Origin of the sequence: Mesobacillus sp. S13 (assembly GCF_020422885.1) — a bacterium.
Classification (GTDB): Bacteria; Bacillota; Bacilli; order Bacillales; family Cytobacillaceae; genus Mesobacillus; species Mesobacillus selenatarsenatis_A.
This window is the reverse complement of record NZ_CP084622.1, coordinates 59,341-75,239: the sequence shown is the minus strand read 5'-3', so window position 1 is coordinate 75,239 and position 15,899 is coordinate 59,341. Positions and strand designations below refer to the sequence as shown.

Here is a 15,899-nt window from a genome sequence, read left to right as displayed (position 1 = left end):
TGCTGATTATTATAAAAGGGAGCAATCCAGAAGTTTGTCAAAAATAAGGACAAGCACCAAAGTTTCGTTCGACGCATTTCCCCGTAAATAATGCAATTCCTCGAAATACCACGGAATATTTTCATCTTCATGCCAAACACCGCTAAATTTTACCTATGAATATTTTTCGCTTTTCTTTTAAAAATGCATTGACACTATTTTAATATCTATGTATTATATTTCTTGTGCCTCAAAACACAATTTTAATATGGCGGTGTAGCTCAGCTGGCTAGAGCGTACGGTTCATACCCGTAAGGTCGGGGGTTCGATCCCCTCCGCCGCTACCAATTTCCATTTCCTAACTTAATATGGCCCCTTGGTCAAGCGGTTAAGACACCGCCCTTTCACGGCGGTAACACGGGTTCGAATCCCGTAGGGGTCATCATCTTGCGAAAGCCTCGTTCCTTTATGGAGCGAGGTTTTTTGTTTACAGGACGATTTGCTTTTACCGAAATTCAATTCCTCATTGGTTTTTGGGTAATGCAAATGCTCTCCTTTTACCCAAATTCACTTCGGCACCATTTTTCGGGCAATGCAACGCCTCTCCTTTTACCCAAACTCGCTTCCACACTACTTTTCGGGCAATACAGCTCCTCTCCTTTTACCCAAATTCACTTCGACAGCACTTTTCGGGCAATGCAGCTCCTCTCCTTTTACCCAAATTTACTTCGACAGCATTTTTCGGGTAATGCAGCTCCTCTCCTTTTACCTATGTTCAATCCTGAACTGATTTTCAAGAAACCCAGCCCCGAAAAACAAAAAGACAAGCCCGATTAAAGACTTGTCTTGGTATAGCATGATTCCTGCTATTATATATATTCACTTAGCAGCAAGTTAGCCCCTTCTAGCTCCTCTTCCGCCGCGCTTAGATTCGGTAGCGCGTTTTAGAGTGGACAGGCGGTCTTCACTGTCCTTCAAGAATTTCGCCATTTTTGATTCGAAATTTTCCGGACGAGCATTGCGATTATCGTTTCCTCTGCCGCCGCCGCCGCGTGGACGCTGTGAGTAAGGTCTTGATTCAGATCTTTCTGGTCTTGCAGGTCGTTCAGGTCTATCAACAGCCTTCTTGATAGATAAACCGATTTTACCGTCTTTCTCAACATTGATAACCTTTACTTCAACCTGGTCGCCAACTTTCAGGTGGTCATTGATATCCTTGACATAGTTGTCTGCAACCTCACTGATGTGAACAAGTCCTGTTGAGCCACCCGGCAGCTCGACGAACGCCCCGAAATTTGTAATACCTGTTACCTTTCCCTGTAACTTGCTGCCTACTTCGATTGACATAAAAAAGTTTTGCCTCCTTAAAGATATAAAAAATCAAACTTACATTATATTATACAGAATATGAAAAAAGAGTGTCAATAAGGCGAATCTTGGGAGTCCTTTTTCTCTTTAGGAAGGTTGAAGATAATTTCATTCTTTTCGGACAGGAAGTATTCCTTGCGGGCAAGCTTTGCTATGTACTCATCATCGTTCAATTTGACGATTTCCTCATCCAGAATTTCCTGCTCTTTTTGAAGGTTTGCTAACTTTTGTTCTAGTTGTTCCTTATCTTCTTGCTTCTTTTCAAGGGCTGAAGTCTGAGAGATGTAGGTTGAGATCATCAAATATGAAATGACCGATGCGAATAGGGCAAAGACTGCGAGGCGCCTGAAAAGCAGCTTTCGCTTCCTGCTTTCTGCTATTCCTGCTTTTTCACGCTGCTGTACATACTGATTTTCAATCTTGGCTATGTTCTTTTTCCTGATGGCACTCATTCCCCGCAGTCCTCCTTATAATTTATTTGCTGTTTATTTCCATTTATTACTTGCGTTTATACAGCCTACTTTTTGGATTTCTTTATCCATTTTATCGGCTTAATAGAATAATTCTTTACTATTATTAGAAATCCTGCCAATTTATTATATAACTTCTCGACGCTTTTTTTAACTGTTTTCGGCAAAAGTTTCCAAAAAAGTAGGAATATTAACTTAATCGGCTTCCAGATTAAGTGATTGAGCAACCATAACAAAACGGCAAGAAGCCATTTTAAAAGAGAATAAAGGCCTCTTCCCGTCAAAATCAATAGTGACAGAGCAGTTGCGGCCAAAAACTGAAGAGGCCTGACAATCAGCAGTCTGACAGCCTTCACTATGAATACATATACATTGATCGTATAGGTGATAGCCCGCTCCAGCATCTTAAGATAGAGTTTCTTGAAAAGGCTCTGATAGGCCGCAAAGCCGCATAATAAAGCAAGGAAGATATAAAAACGCAATTCTCCCATATTCACTGAAAACAAAACATAGAAAATCGACAGACCTTGGAATACCCAGAACAGGACGTCATTGATAAAGACAATCCAGGATTTTCGTTTAGATCTTTTTAAAAATCGATTATGTGTATCTAGTGAAGCTCCGAATAGAGTACCCATCCATATCATGGCGAGCATCGTCAAAAATTGAGTCGAAAGCGTCATCGGAATAACTTGCTAAAGAAGCCTTTAGCCTTCTCCCCATGCTGGTCATCCAGATAGACCAGGTCAAAGATTTTCCCTTTGATCGATACAATTCCTTTGTCGACGTCCAGATTCTTCATCTGGAGGTTCTGACCCTTGATCGCCAGGAATCCCATGACCGTCTCTAACAAAAACTCTTCATTATCGAAGCTTTCAACCTGCTTTACTCCTGTGATCTCCAGTGTCCGTCTGCCTCTCATCACTAAATCGTGGTCTGGCAAATTGCTCTTCGCTTGATTCGTTTCGTAATATTGGCTCATTAATACCCCTCACAATCATAATGCACTTTTGTACATGTTTATGATTGAAGATGGGAGAATAGAACAAGCCTTCACACGAAGCCCGTCTTACTCTTCATCGTCCCCAGGAATCCGCTCTTCCCCAAGAAGGGTATACATTCCCGCCGCTTCATCCTTGCGGGATGTTTCCTGGATTCGCTCTATTTTTGCAGAAACGACTTTTTGTCCGAAGCGGATCGCCAATTCATCGCCCACTTTTACATTCGTACTCGCTTTCGCCGGCACACCATTGATGGAGATCCTTCCTTGATCGGAAACTTCTTTCGCCAATGTTCTTCTTTTGATCAATCTTGATACTTTTAAAAATTTATCCAGCCTCATCGTATTTAAACCCCTTTTTCCATATTGGTTTCTTTTACCTGCGCACTTTTCGTAAAATTATTGCTTCTGAGAAAACAGCATTGAGCTATAAACCTTGCGTCTTCGCTTCCTCCCAGAAAGCATCCAATTCATCCAGCGTGTACTCTTTAACAGCTTGGCCATTTTCCGCTGCTTTTTGTTCAATATACGCAAAGCGGCGCATGAACTTCCGGTTCGTCTTGTTCAGTGCCTCTTCCGGGTTGATACCGTAATGCCTTGCGAAATTCACAAGTGCAAATAAAAGGTCTCCGTACTCCAACTCGATATCTTCCTGGATGCCTTTTTCAGTGATTTCTTCTGAGAGCTCGTCGATTTCTTCTTTTACTTTATCAAGGATGGGTGCTGCTGTCTTCCAGTCAAATCCAACTTTAGCGGCTTCCTTTTGCAGTTCATAAGCCTTAAGCAGATTCGGCAGTCCTTTTCCAGCGCCCTCCAGCAAAGACTTTATGGCACCGTCTTTTTCCTGCTCCTTGATCTCCTGCCAATTTTTCAGCACATCTTCTTCATTTTCTGCCGTTACGTCCCCGAACACATGGGGATGCCTGCGGACCATTTTTGCCGAGATGCCTTCGATGACATCATCAATCGTAAAATAGCCCTCGTCCTCACCGATTTGGGCATGGAGCATGACTTGAAGCAGCACATCACCCAGTTCTTCTATCATATGATCGATATCTTCATTGTCGATTGCCTCCAGCAATTCATATGCCTCTTCGATCAAATATTTCTTGAGCGACTGGTGGGTCTGCTTCTTATCCCACGGGCAGCCATTCGGACCGCGCAGTTCTGATATAATTCCACGCAGCTTCAAAAAATCCTTGTATAAAATTTTCTCATCTATAACAGGCGGTACATAAACAGATGTCAGATTGCTAAGCTCCATCTCTCTGTCTAACTCGAATAATGGGACCTTTTTGATGACTTCATCGCTGCTTCCCGCTGCTGTCACAATGAAAACTTCATAATCATCTGGAAGTTTTTCCATCAGCGTCAGCTTGACGTCAGAGGCAACAAAGGCATCATAAACCTGTCCAATGATGGTGTGGCTCTTCAACAGCAGATCTTCCTTTGACAGCGCTGTGCCATCAAGCAGCTGGAAACCGTCAATTGGATCAATCGCCAGGGACTGGAACATCGCGTCCAGAAAACTCTGGCCGCCGCCGATTTCAATTTCCGTATCCCGCTTTGGTCCTCGTTCGAGTAAAAGCTGAACCGTTCGTTCTGCAATCAAAGGATGGCCTGGAACGGCATAGGTGACAGGGGCCTTAGCTGCTTCAGTGAGCAGAAACTCCGTGATTTCCTCATAAACATCCTCAAACTGGTCATGCTTCTCATACACTTCATCGAAGGATTGAAACTGCAATCCTTCCTTCTCAAGATCCGTTACGACCGGATGCTCTTTCGTCCGCAAAAACAGGTTTTTCTCCTGCTTCAATTTTTTATATACACCAAGCGGCAGCTGGTCAAGGTCACCCGCACCAAGCCCGATAATCAATATCTTATTTGTCATAGCCTGCTTCCTCCTTCTGTTTAACATCTTTTTATCAGGGATTACCTGGAGAATAGCTGGACAATCCTGCTGCCGAATGGCAATGTCGCCAGTTCCTCTTCCTTCAATGCCCTTGTTTTAATCAATATTAAAAAATATACAAGTGCTCCCAGTGCCACCGCGCTTAATGCCTGGAAGACAGCACCGAGTCTGTCTGGTTCAATATAGTCATAACCGAAATCTGTTATATATAAAAAGAATTGTAAAAAAATAGCCATCACTACTGATGAAAACAGGATTTTTCCAATGAATAGAAGCGATAAAACAGGATGACCGAGCTCACGCCTTAATTTTATAATAAGGATGAACATGACCACCAGCATCGCAGCCAATGTGGCATAAGCGGCCCCCATTGTTCCGTTATTCGGAATCAGCATCAGGTTCAATATGTATTTCAAGCCAAATCCGCCAAGTATGACTGCTGCCGGAAAGATGGACTTATCAAGACCCTGCAAAATGCTCATGATCGTCAGGATGATTGAGCCAAATAAAATCATCAGGCTGAGCACTCCGAGCACATTAGATCCGTCAGCATTCTCAAACAGCATGATATTAACTGGGACGATGATGCTATATAGCCCAACCGCAGCAGCAGCGCCAAAAATCAGGCTTGTCTGAAGTGCGAGCCTCACTTTGGGCAGGATTTTCTCGTGGCGATTACTCGATTTGTCACCTGATATTGCCGGTACAAGGCTTAATGACATGGAAGTCGCGACAACTGTCCCAAGCTGGATCAGCGGCTGGCCTCTGTCAAAGATGCCTTTCGCCGATTTTGCTTCTTCCGTTGACAATCCCATCGTCAGCAATGAAGCGTACATATTCAAGGAATCTGCCAGCTGTAGCAATATTAACAGCATGCCACTAATGCTGATCGCAAATCCTTGAATGATCAGCGCTTTTACGACCCAAGCGGCATCCTGGAATAAATCCTTTATTTGAAAATAAGTGAAGGGATTGTTTCCTCCATTTTTCAGATAAAAGAATCCCAGTATTAAAACGGATATTACCCCACCTGTGATCGATCCGAAAACAGCTCCCGCTCCGGTGACATAAAGAGAGAATCCCTGTTGCACAAGTACGGCCGACAAAACGAGAATGGTCGCGACGCGGATGAACTGTTCTGAAACCTGTGAAATAGCTGTCGGTACCATGTTGCCCTTTCCCTGGAAATATCCCCTGAACACAGAGGTGAATGGGAAGAGCAGGAATGGCACTGACACAACCTTAAATAAAGGCTTTAGTTCCGGATCCCCGATTTTATCAGCAATCCATCCAGAGCCAATAAAGAAGAATAAAAAAAGAAGCAAGCCAACCATACCGAGAAAAACAAGCGAAATGGCCAAAAGACGATCAGCCCTGCCCCTATTCCCTGCAGCCTGCTGCTCCGTATAAAGCTTCGATATGACAACCGGAAATCCGTATGTAGATAAGACCATGACAATCCCAAAGAAGGGATATACCTGCTGATATATGTAAAAACCAATGTCCCCAACGATATTCTGAAATGGGACACGGTAAACAGCGCTTAAAATTTTCGTCACAAGGGCGGCCAGGGTAAGAATCATGGCTCCCTTCATCAATTCCTTTGAATCTGCAACGGGCTTCATCGCCCATCTCCTTCCAATTTCAGTTTCAAACGTATTATATCACAAGGGCCTAACTGGCGGCCGCAAGCGTAACAGGCAACACGAATTTGTTAGCTGCCTGTAACAAAGAAAAGCGCAAGCGTCTTGATCAGCCCCGACAAGCGCTGGAACTGGGAACCATTATTTTCGCAAGAAGTTTATACTTCTAAACACGAAAAGAGGCAGCCTCGTCAGCTGCCCTTTCAAGTAAGATCATAATTTGGTGAAGTTAATTATTGCTCCATCTGTCTTGCCAGGAAGCCTGCAGCTGTTTCTACAGCTTTTTGTTCGACATCTCCTAAAGATCCTTCTTTAGAGAAGATGATGACTGCTCCAATCGGGTCACCGTTTGCAATGATTGGCCCAATTGTATAAGAAGAAGCTGGCTCTTCATTTCCTTCAACTAGCGAGATGTTAGTCTGCTGGTTCACAAGGGATGAAGTACGATCCTCCATCGTCTTCTCAACAAGTTCACTGATGTTTTTATCCAAGTAGTCCTTTTTGGAACCACCAGCAACTGCGATATACGTATCTCTATCGCAAATCAATACCGGGTTGCCTAAGCTATCATATAGCGCTTCTGCATACTCCTTCGCAAAATCGCTCAGCTCACTGATAGGGGAATATTTCTTTAAAATAACCTCACCATCACGGTCCACAAAAATCTCAAGTGGATCCCCTTCACGAATACGAAGTGTTCTTCTTATTTCCTTAGGAATTACGACACGACCTAAATCATCGATTCGACGAACAATACCAGTTGCTTTCATCCAACGTTGCCTCACTTTCATCTGATGATTATTTTTTTAGATAAGGTTGTTTTTCAATAATTGCTGCTATTCGTATAAGTTCTGACTATAATTGATCGAAAGTTTACGAAAAGAGCATGCGGTAAAAATAATGCCTTAATTAATCAACCTTACCAAGATTTGAACTTAGTATCTTTCATATGGAAAGTTCTATACACTTCTCATTATTTTTTTCATTGAAGTGATAAAGGTGCCAAAAACGGATAAACCTTCCAGCTAATAATTGCGTACACACAAAAATTACCCTTGTCTATCTTTTTTGAAACACCTTCTCGTTTTACATTTAGATTACAAAATATTTCCACATGATTACGATACGGTATTTTCCTGTTCTTTTTGGGAGTCGTGAAGTCCCTTAATCATCTCGAAAGTAATCTCGAACCAGCGGTCATTTTTCATTCCTCTAGTATGGACGACCATTTTAAGCTTATTGCCTTCCATGCCAAGTCCTACCGCATTCCTGTACTGACTGCTCAGCTTGAATACCTTTTGTCCGTCAATCCGGCTGCTTCCATCCTCTGTTAAAAGAATCGTCACATCCTGCTTAGCCATTTTAATCGATTCGACGCCTGCGGTGATGGCAAATACTTTGAGTTCCGCCACTTTAAATAATGTTTCGACTTCTGCTGGATAATCTCCGAATCTGTCGATGATTTCTTCTTTTAGTTCGTCAACATCCCTCAGTGACTCGATACCGCGGAAGCGTTTATACATCTCGATTTTCTGATGTCCATCAGAGATATAACTATCAGGGATATAAGCATCAAGCTCAAGATCGATTTCAATCGAAGGTTTTCGGACTTGGTCTTTTTCCGGTTTCCGCTCTTCAATCGCTTCCTTCAGCATCTGTGAATACAGATCGAAACCGACAGAATCTATAAATCCATGCTGCTGGGCGCCTAACAGGTTACCGGCTCCGCGAATCGATAGGTCACGCATCGCAATTTTGAATCCTGAGCCCAGCTCCGTGAATTCCTTGATGGCCTGGAGACGTTTTTCAGCAACCTCGGTGAGCACTTTGTCTTTCCGGTAGGTAAAATAAGCATACGCAACCCTGTTGGAGCGGCCAACCCTCCCTCTAAGCTGGTAGAGCTGGGAAAGGCCCATTTTATCGGCATCATAAACAATCAATGTATTGACGTTCGGAATATCCACACCTGTTTCAATGATTGTGGTGCTGACAAGGACATCATATTCTCCTTCAAGGAATCCAAGCATCACCGATTCCAATTCATTTTCGGTCATGCGGCCATGGGCAAAAGTGACACGCGCATCCGGCACAAGCATCGAAATTTCTTCTGCCTTCCGCTCGATATCCTCCACACGGTTATAAAGGAAATATACTTGTCCGTCCCTGGCAAGTTCTCGTTCAATCGCCTCGCGGACAAGCCCGCCATTGTATTCCATGACATATGTCTGGACAGGGAATCGGTTCTCAGGAGGTGTCTCGATGACGGATAGATCCCGGACACCGAGCATCGACATATGCAGTGTTCTTGGAATCGGTGTCGCTGTCAATGTCAGGACATCGACATTTGTTTTCAGTTTCTTTATTTTTTCCTTATGGGTAACCCCAAAACGCTGCTCTTCATCTATAATCAGCAGCCCAAGGTCTCTATAGGTGATTTCCTTTGATAACAGCCTGTGGGTACCGACGACAATATCCACACTTCCCGCTTTAAGCCCCTTGATCGTCTCCGTTTGCTGCTTACGGGTACGAAATCTGCTCAACAAGCCGATGTTAATCGGGAAGTCCTGGAACCTTTCCCTGAGTGTCTCATAATGCTGCTGCGCAAGGATGGTGGTTGGCACAAGGAAAGCTACTTGTTTACCATCGGCAATCGCCTTGAAAGCCGCCCTGATTGCGACCTCTGTTTTCCCATAGCCAACATCTCCGCACAGCAGGCGGTCCATCGGGCGCTCCCGTTCCATGTCACGCTTGATTTCATGGATGGATCTCTCCTGATCTTCTGTTTCCTGATATGGGAAGGAAGATTCAAAGTCGCGCTGCATTTCGCCATCCGGAGAAAAAGCATGGCCGACACTTGCTTCACGCTCTGCGTAGAGCTTGATCAAATCATCCGCAATATCCTGGACAGAGGATTGGACCTTGCTCTTGACACGCTTCCAATCGCTTCCGCCCAGCTTATAGACCTTAGGCTCTTTGCCTTCCGAGCCGACGTATTTCTGGACAAGGTCAATCTGCTCGACAGGGACGTAAAGCTTATCTGTACCCTGGTAGCGGATATGGAGATAATCCTTATGGATACCATTGATCACGAGCGTTTCAATGCCCAGGTATTTACCGATACCATGGTTTACATGAACAACATAATCTCCGATCTTAAGTTCAGAATAACTCTTGATCCTCTCTGCATTGGAAAGCTTTTGCCTTCTTGCAGGTTTTTTCGTTTTTTTATTAAAAAGTTCTTCTTCCGTGATTACAGCAATCTTCTGGATCGGGAATTCAAAACCCGTATTCAGGCTGCCCTGGATGATTTGGACTTTCCCTGGAAGCAGCTCCTGCTTGCCGCTCATTTTGACCGCATCAATTTCATAGTCTTCCAGAACCCGCTCGAGCTTTTTGACTCTTTCAGCATCCGGCCCAAGAAATACGACTGCATAGTTTCCTTTTCGCCAGCGATCGACTTCCCCTTTTAGGACATGCATCTGCCCGTGGAAGTTCTGCATCTGTTTGCAGGATATATTGATGATGTTTTGCGGGCTCGTGTTAGGAACATGCCTTAAAAATAATGATAGATACACAATTGGCTTTCCAGCTTTACTCATCAAGTCAGGAAGCTGGTGTGAAATTTTCACGTCATGAATGATCTGGCCTTCACCAAGGAGACTCGTATACCATTCCGCTTCTTCCTTGCCGAGCGACTCATTCATTTCCTGTACCCTGCTTATTTCATCAATGAACAGGAAACCCTTTGACGGCAAGTAATCTATTAAACTTTGAGGCTTTTCGTAGGCTATAGATAAGTACTTGAAAAGTTGATCAGGTATTTGCCCGTTGCGGAGCTGTTCCAATTCATAGCCAATATTCTGTGACAACAAGGTTTTTGCTTTATCATCCTTAAGCTTCTTTAAACTGCTTGAGAGCCCACTTTCCAGGCCCGTGACCAAACGGTCCAGCTGCTCACTCTCGATGGGGTTTTCTGTCGCCGGCCCGATTGCGACCGTCTTCATTTTTTCCTTCGAACGCTGATCCTCAAGCGAGAATGTCCTGATGGAATCAACCTCCGCATCAAAAAGCTCAATCCTGATTGGATCTGCGGATGTCAGCGGGTAGATATCAATAATTCCGCCGCGGACGCTGAACTCACCAGGGGCCGATACCATCCCTGCCCTGTCATATCCCATACTGACAAAACGGTTGAGGACCGAGTCGAGATCGATTTCTTCGCCGAGCTTGAACGTCAACTGAAATTTCGACCAAAGATCCTTCGGCGGAAGCAGCTTCCTTAAGCCGGCCATTGGGACAATCACGATACCCGAATTCTTTTTACTCCAATGATTCAGGGCTTCTATCCTCTGTGCCTTAAGCTCTGGACTTGAAATACTTATTTCAGCGGCAATCAACTCATTGGCCGGGTATAGATAGACATCATTTTCCCCTATTAAATTAACAAGATCATCATATTGTTTTTGCGCTTGCAATAAATTGTGTGTCACGATCAGGACGGGGCGCTTCGTCTGTTCGTAAATCGCGGCCAAGAAGACCGTCCTTGCTGAACCAGACAAACCTGCGACGAGCTGTTCTCTGAGCCCCTCATCTAATCCGGAAATAACAGATTGGACATCATCCTGATGACTAAATAGAGCTTTCAGCCCCTGCATCCAAACCTCTCCCTCTCTATAAAAAAATGCTAATCTTTACTTTTTTAAAAAATACGGCCAATATACAAACAGAAAAACGCTTTGGATATGAAATCCAAAGCTTTTCAGTGAATCAGGTAGTCATGCTGGTGGAAGTCCGGGTTGCGTTCCAGGGCTTCCTGACAGTCTTCACAGATCGATTTTATATGGATGTCACCGTTCCCTGCGTAAGATACCATCTCCTGGCGCTCTTCCTCGGTCAGCTTATGCAGCCCTAAACTTTCACTGTGGACAGACAATCTGTCCAATGAGCCGATATTCGTGCCGCAATGACGGCATTGATAATGTATAGCCATGCCCGTCCCTCCCAAATTAAGTCATTATTCATTATTGACCCTTTGGCAGGAACTTATGCACTTAGCCTATTGTATGATTCATCTTTTACATTATATTACTTGATCAAGAGATTGGCATGTTTGGATGCCATTTTTCCTGAATTCATCATTGATTGAATGTATTCATCACTTCTAAGAAAGGCTTTTTCATCCATTCTTCGCAAGCATCGGCAGATTTCATGACTGCCTCGCCCATCTGTTCATTTTCTTCGGTTGTAAAACGGCCAAGTACCCAATCGGTGATTGCCATTCCATTTGTCGGCCGGCTGATTCCTACCCTGATTCGCTTGAATTCCTGTGTTCCAGTATGGGCAATTGTCGACTTAATTCCATTATGGCCGCCTGCACTGCCTTTTTGGCGCAATCTAATCCTGCCGGTAGGCATATCAAGATCGTCATAGATCACAACCAAATCCTCGAGATCGATATCATAGAAATCCATAACAGCCCTGATTGATTCACCAGAAAGGTTCATATACGTTAAAGGTTTGAGCAAGATGACCTTTTCACCGCCAACAAAACCCTTCCCATATAAGCCTTTATGCTTTGCCTGATCCAAGGGGATATTCCAGCGTTTTGATAACTCATCAATGACTTCAAAGCCGATATTATGCCTTGTTTTGTCATATTGTCTCCCTGGATTCCCTAGTCCAACAAATAACTTCACTTTCCACACCCCTAACCAAACACATATCATTTCTTTCCATAGGTTTCCTCCCTTGTCGGGACCCAGAAAGAACATCTATTTCTAATGTACATGAAAACCGCAAAAGACGTAACCTTTTTCAGGCTACGTCCATTACCGCTTTATTCTTCACTTGCTTCTGTTTCTCTTCCTTCTTCATTTTCGGGCTCTCCTGGTTCCTGTTCTTCACCGGAGTTAATTTCTTCTTCCACTTTAGGAGGAAGGATCGAAACGACTACCGTGTTTTCATCATCATTTATTTCGTAATTTCCTGTTTTGATATCAGCAAGTGTCAGGTTTTCATTAACTTGCAGGTTCGTCACATCCACATCAATGCCTTCAGGGATGTTTCCTGGAGTCGCTGTAATGTTTACTTCGTGGATCGGCTGCTGTAGGACGCCGCCATCCTTGACACCCGCTGCCTCGCCAACAATGTTCAACCGAACACTAGCATGTACCTTGGAGCTTTTATCAACAACAAGGAAATCAGCATGAAGAATTTCATTCTTGATATGGTCTGCCTGATAATCTGTCAGCATGACACTATGCTGGCTGCCGCCAACATCAAGAGAAATGATTCCATTACGACCATTTTCACGGATGGTCTTCACAAACTCAATGCTGTCCACATAGATGGACTTGCTGTCAGTCTTCCTTCCGTAGACCACTGCCGGAATATTGCCCTCCTGGCGTAATTTCCTCAAGGTAGAACGTTGAGTACCTGTTCGCTCATTTGCTTTCAATGTTGCACTCATGGTTTTGTCCCCTTCCTATTTCGTAAGTTCTTGTCTATATAAAAAATGCCCCAAAATAGGAAGGTCTAAACGTTTTACTTTTTGAGCCTTTTAAACATGGCTGTTGATTTTCGTTCCAGGCCATTGCTTTCCGGGGGACATTGCAACAGGTTCTTGACAGCTTTGGCCCTTTTTCCTTGAAACCTGTCACAATAACTAGCTTTTCTTGACAGCTTTACCCCTGTTTCCTTGAAACCTGTCACAATAAACAGCTTTTCTTGACAGCTTTGAACCCGTATCCTTTAAACCTGTCACAATAAACAGCTTTTCTTGACAGCTTCGGCCTTGTTTCCTTGAAACCTGTCACAATAATCAGCTTTTCTTGACAACTTTGGCCTTGTTTCCTTGAAACCTGTCACAATAAACAGCTTTTCTTGACAGCTTTGACCCTGTTTCCTTGAAACCTGTCACAATAACTAGCTTTTTTTGACAGCTTTGATCCTGTTTCCTTGAAACCTGTCACAATAACTAGCTTTTCTTGACAGCTTTGGCCCTGTTCTCTTGAAACCTGTCACAATTACTGGCTTTTCTTGACAGCGCCAGCCTCCCCTAAGGTAATGATGAAAAAAGCACAAGCGCCTTGGTCAGCCCAGACCTTAAAAAAAGCAATCAGAAACAAGAGTAGGCTTGCCGCATGGCAAGCCTGTTATTCCTTATAAAATCAATCAAATAGAGTGCTGACAGATTGCTCTTCATGGACGCGGATGATGGCTTCCCCAATCAGTGGTGCAACTGACAGCTGGTGGATTTTTTCAACGCGCTTTTCTTCAGCAAGCGCGATTGAATTTGTCACAACCAGTTCTTTAATCTTGGAGTTTTCAATACGCTCGATAGCCGGACCTGACAATACAGGGTGCGTACAGCAAGCGTATACTTCTAGTGCGCCATTTTCTACCAATGCATTGGCAGCCAATGTAATCGTTCCTGCAGTATCAATAATATCGTCAATCAAAATGGCAACCTTGCCTTCAATATTACCAACGATATTCATGACTTCAGCCACATTTGGCTTCGGACGGCGCTTATCGATGATCGCGATTGGTGCTTTCAATCTTTCCGCCATCTTCCTTGCACGAGTAACACCGCCATGGTCAGGAGATACAATGACAACGTCTCCGTTCAATTCCTTGCTCTTGAAGTGGTCAGCAAGAATTGGCACACCCATCAAGTGGTCGATCGGAATATCAAAGAATCCTTGAATTTGTGGAGCGTGAAGGTCAAGCGTGATCACGCGGGTAGCGCCTGCAGTCTCAAGCAGGTTTGCCACAAGCTTGGCAGTGATAGGCTCACGAGCGCGTGCTTTGCGGTCCTGTCTTGCATAGCCGTAATAAGGCATAACAATATTGATTGTTTTAGCAGATGCGCGCTTCAATGCATCGATCATGATCAGCAATTCCATGATGTTTTCATTAACTGGAGAGCTAGTCGACTGGATGACATACACATCACAGCCACGGATGCTTTCTTCAATGTTAATCTGGATTTCTCCGTCACTGAACTGGGATACAGAGCATTTCCCTAACTCGACACCGATTACCTTTGCGATTTCCTGGGCAAGTTCAACGTTTGAGTTAAGTGAAAAAACCTTTAAATTTGGATCAAGATACTGGTTTGACATTTCGGACCTCCAAGACTCTTATTTCTTTACGTTCATTTTCCCTACATAATCTTCTTTGTTGACTTGACGAGCACGTGCAAGCGCCAGGGCCTCACCTGGAACATCTTCAGTGATTGTGGAACCGGCTGCTACATACGCGCCTTTTCCAATCGTCACAGGTGCAACAAGATTCGAATTACAGCCAATGAATACGCCGTCTTCAATCTTGGTCAGGAACTTGTTTTTGCCATCATAATTCACTGTGATCGAACCGCAGCCGATATTCACATCAGCACCGACTTCTGCATCACCGATATAGCTAAGGTGGGAAGCTTTGCTTCCTTTGCCAAATACCGCTTTCTTAATCTCGACAAAATTGCCGATCTTTACTTCATCATCAATATCAGAATCAGGCCTGATATGCGCGAAAGGCCCAATATTGACTTCGGAGCCAATCTTGCTGTCAAAAGCCGCTGATTGGCGGATAACTGTATTATTGCCAATCTCGCAGTTGCTGATTTCAGTATTAGGTCCAATCTGGCAATCTGAACCGATGGTTGTGCCGCCAGAAAGAGTTGTTCCCGGGAAAATAACCGTATCCTGTCCAACCTTCACGTCTGGTCCAATATACGTGTTATCAGGGTCAATGAATGATACGCCATTGCGCATATGATACTCATTGATCCGGTTTTTCATCGTGCGTTCTGCTTGTGCAAGAGCAACCCGGTCATTGACACCAAGTGTCTCTGCAAAGTTATCTGTCACATAGGCAGATACGATCTCGCCCTGATTTTTCAGGATTTCGATGACGTCCGGAAGATAGTATTCTCCCTGAACATTATCGTTCGACACATTCTGGATCGCCTCGAATAACATTTTATTGTCGAAGCAATATGTACCTGTATTGATTTCATTAATGTTTCTTTCCTGCTCATTTGCATCCTTATGTTCGACGATTTTCTCGACAAAGCCTTCTGAGTTCCGCACGATACGGCCGTAACCCGTCGGGTCTTCAGCTCTTGCAGTGAGGATGGTCGCTTTGGCGCTTGTCTCTTCATGATGCTTGAAAAGGGCTTCCATTGTTTCACCCTTGATTAAAGGAGTATCACCGCAGACTACGATTGTGACACCTTCTTTATCAGCAAGCATGTCTCCTGCCTGCTGCACAGCATGAGCTGTTCCCAGCTGTTCCGCCTGCAGCGCATACTGGCTCACCTCACCAAGCTGCTCTTTCACTTTTTCTGCTCCATGACCAACAATGGTCACGATTTCGTTTATATCAAGACTTTTCACCTGGTCAATTACATGCTGTACCATTGGCTTGCCGCAAACAGGGTGAAGAACTTTATACAATTTGGACTTCATTCTTGTTCCCTGACCGGCTGCTAAAATGATTGCATAACGATTAGACATTAGCAGGCC

At 44.1% G+C, this 15,899-nt stretch carries 15 protein-coding genes and 2 tRNA genes; 3 read left to right on the top strand and 14 right to left on the bottom strand.

What is annotated here, in order from left to right:
* The first annotated feature begins 249 nt into the window (after window positions 1-249).
* From LGO15_RS00385 to LGO15_RS00375, 3 genes are all read left to right on the top strand, one after another.
* Window positions 250-326 (top strand) — tRNA-Met (locus LGO15_RS00385).
* A gap of 23 nt (window positions 327-349) precedes the next feature.
* A tRNA-Glu gene (locus LGO15_RS00380) sits at window positions 350-421 on the top strand.
* Between the two features lie 5 nt (window positions 422-426).
* A complete protein-coding gene (locus LGO15_RS00375; RefSeq protein ID WP_226086332.1) occupies window positions 427-816 on the top strand; it encodes a hypothetical protein in 390 nt (129 codons plus the stop codon).
* Window positions 817-873: 57 nt separating this feature from the next.
* Here LGO15_RS00375 and LGO15_RS00370 read toward each other — a convergent pair whose 3' ends face one another.
* The 14 genes from LGO15_RS00370 to glmU all read right to left on the bottom strand — a co-directional run bounded on the left by LGO15_RS00370 (window position 874) and on the right by glmU (window position 15,890).
* Complete coding sequence (locus LGO15_RS00370) at window positions 874-1,326, bottom strand: S1 domain-containing RNA-binding protein (protein ID WP_041963897.1); 453 nt, start codon at window positions 1,324-1,326, stop codon at window positions 874-876.
* 74 nt (window positions 1,327-1,400) lie between these two features.
* Complete coding sequence (locus LGO15_RS00365) at window positions 1,401-1,799, bottom strand: FtsB family cell division protein (protein WP_167834228.1); 399 nt, start codon at window positions 1,797-1,799, stop codon at window positions 1,401-1,403.
* Between the two features lie 65 nt (window positions 1,800-1,864).
* The gene (gene yabQ, locus LGO15_RS00360) at window positions 1,865-2,500 is read right to left on the bottom strand and encodes a spore cortex biosynthesis protein YabQ (RefSeq protein WP_226086331.1); all 636 of its coding nucleotides are present in this window, start codon (window positions 2,498-2,500) and stop codon (window positions 1,865-1,867) included.
* On the bottom strand, window positions 2,497-2,799 hold the full coding sequence (gene yabP / locus LGO15_RS00355) for a sporulation protein YabP (RefSeq protein WP_167834226.1): 303 nt from the start codon (window positions 2,797-2,799) through the stop codon (window positions 2,497-2,499). The genes yabQ and yabP overlap by 4 nt, the downstream gene beginning before the upstream one ends.
* An 87-nt stretch (window positions 2,800-2,886) precedes the next feature.
* On the bottom strand, window positions 2,887-3,159 hold the full coding sequence (locus tag LGO15_RS00350) for an RNA-binding S4 domain-containing protein (RefSeq protein WP_167834225.1): 273 nt from the start codon (window positions 3,157-3,159) through the stop codon (window positions 2,887-2,889).
* 85 nt (window positions 3,160-3,244) lie between these two features.
* Window positions 3,245-4,708 carry a bifunctional methyltransferase/pyrophosphohydrolase YabN gene (mazG, locus tag LGO15_RS00345; RefSeq protein ID WP_226086330.1) on the bottom strand — a complete coding sequence of 488 codons (1,464 nt, stop codon included), beginning with the start codon at window positions 4,706-4,708 and terminating at the stop codon, window positions 3,245-3,247.
* Window positions 4,709-4,749: 41 nt separating this feature from the next.
* Window positions 4,750-6,354 (bottom strand): putative polysaccharide biosynthesis protein, encoded by a 1,605-nt coding sequence (locus LGO15_RS00340; RefSeq protein WP_226086329.1) that lies wholly within the window; start codon window positions 6,352-6,354, stop codon window positions 4,750-4,752.
* Window positions 6,355-6,605: 251 nt separating this feature from the next.
* Entirely contained in the window at window positions 6,606-7,142 is a 537-nt protein-coding gene (gene spoVT, locus LGO15_RS00335; RefSeq protein WP_226086328.1) for a stage V sporulation protein T, read from the bottom strand.
* Between the two features lie 348 nt (window positions 7,143-7,490).
* Window positions 7,491-11,027 carry a transcription-repair coupling factor gene (gene mfd / locus LGO15_RS00330; protein ID WP_167834221.1) on the bottom strand — a complete coding sequence of 1,179 codons (3,537 nt, stop codon included), beginning with the start codon at window positions 11,025-11,027 and terminating at the stop codon, window positions 7,491-7,493.
* Window positions 11,028-11,131: 104 nt separating this feature from the next.
* On the bottom strand, window positions 11,132-11,362 hold the full coding sequence (locus LGO15_RS00325) for an anti-sigma-F factor Fin (RefSeq protein WP_167834220.1): 231 nt from the start codon (window positions 11,360-11,362) through the stop codon (window positions 11,132-11,134).
* Between the two features lie 145 nt (window positions 11,363-11,507).
* The gene (gene pth / locus LGO15_RS00320; protein WP_167834219.1) at window positions 11,508-12,068 is read right to left on the bottom strand and encodes an aminoacyl-tRNA hydrolase; all 561 of its coding nucleotides are present in this window, start codon (window positions 12,066-12,068) and stop codon (window positions 11,508-11,510) included.
* A gap of 140 nt (window positions 12,069-12,208) precedes the next feature.
* On the bottom strand, window positions 12,209-12,841 hold the full coding sequence (locus LGO15_RS00315) for a 50S ribosomal protein L25/general stress protein Ctc (RefSeq protein WP_167834218.1): 633 nt from the start codon (window positions 12,839-12,841) through the stop codon (window positions 12,209-12,211).
* Window positions 12,842-13,541: 700 nt separating this feature from the next.
* Window positions 13,542-14,498 carry a ribose-phosphate diphosphokinase gene (locus LGO15_RS00310; RefSeq protein WP_102264801.1) on the bottom strand — a complete coding sequence of 319 codons (957 nt, stop codon included), beginning with the start codon at window positions 14,496-14,498 and terminating at the stop codon, window positions 13,542-13,544.
* Window positions 14,499-14,516: 18 nt separating this feature from the next.
* On the bottom strand, window positions 14,517-15,890 hold the full coding sequence (glmU, locus tag LGO15_RS00305) for a bifunctional UDP-N-acetylglucosamine diphosphorylase/glucosamine-1-phosphate N-acetyltransferase GlmU (protein ID WP_226086327.1): 1,374 nt from the start codon (window positions 15,888-15,890) through the stop codon (window positions 14,517-14,519).
* Window positions 15,891-15,899: the final 9 nt, after the last annotated feature.

Coding starts and splice junctions, on each gene's coding strand:
- LGO15_RS00365 (WP_167834228.1), bottom strand. CDS start 1,799: ATGAGTGCCATCAGGAAAAAGAACATAGCCAAGATTGAAAATCAGTAT.
- yabQ (WP_226086331.1), bottom strand. CDS start 2,500: ATGACGCTTTCGACTCAATTTTTGACGATGCTCGCCATGATATGGATG.
- mfd (WP_167834221.1), bottom strand. CDS start 11,027: ATGCAGGGGCTGAAAGCTCTATTTAGTCATCAGGATGATGTCCAATCT.
- spoVT (WP_226086328.1), bottom strand. CDS start 7,142: ATGAAAGCAACTGGTATTGTTCGTCGAATCGATGATTTAGGTCGTGTC.
- LGO15_RS00310 (WP_102264801.1), bottom strand. CDS start 14,498: ATGTCAAACCAGTATCTTGATCCAAATTTAAAGGTTTTTTCACTTAAC.
- LGO15_RS00370 (WP_041963897.1), bottom strand. CDS start 1,326: ATGTCAATCGAAGTAGGCAGCAAGTTACAGGGAAAGGTAACAGGTATT.
- mazG (WP_226086330.1), bottom strand. CDS start 4,708: ATGACAAATAAGATATTGATTATCGGGCTTGGTGCGGGTGACCTTGAC.
- yabP (WP_167834226.1), bottom strand. CDS start 2,799: ATGAGCCAATATTACGAAACGAATCAAGCGAAGAGCAATTTGCCAGAC.
- glmU (WP_226086327.1), bottom strand. CDS start 15,890: ATGTCTAATCGTTATGCAATCATTTTAGCAGCCGGTCAGGGAACAAGA.
- LGO15_RS00325 (WP_167834220.1), bottom strand. CDS start 11,362: ATGGCTATACATTATCAATGCCGTCATTGCGGCACGAATATCGGCTCA.
- LGO15_RS00350 (WP_167834225.1), bottom strand. CDS start 3,159: ATGAGGCTGGATAAATTTTTAAAAGTATCAAGATTGATCAAAAGAAGA.
- LGO15_RS00340 (WP_226086329.1), bottom strand. CDS start 6,354: ATGAAGCCCGTTGCAGATTCAAAGGAATTGATGAAGGGAGCCATGATT.
- LGO15_RS00315 (WP_167834218.1), bottom strand. CDS start 12,841: ATGAGTGCAACATTGAAAGCAAATGAGCGAACAGGTACTCAACGTTCT.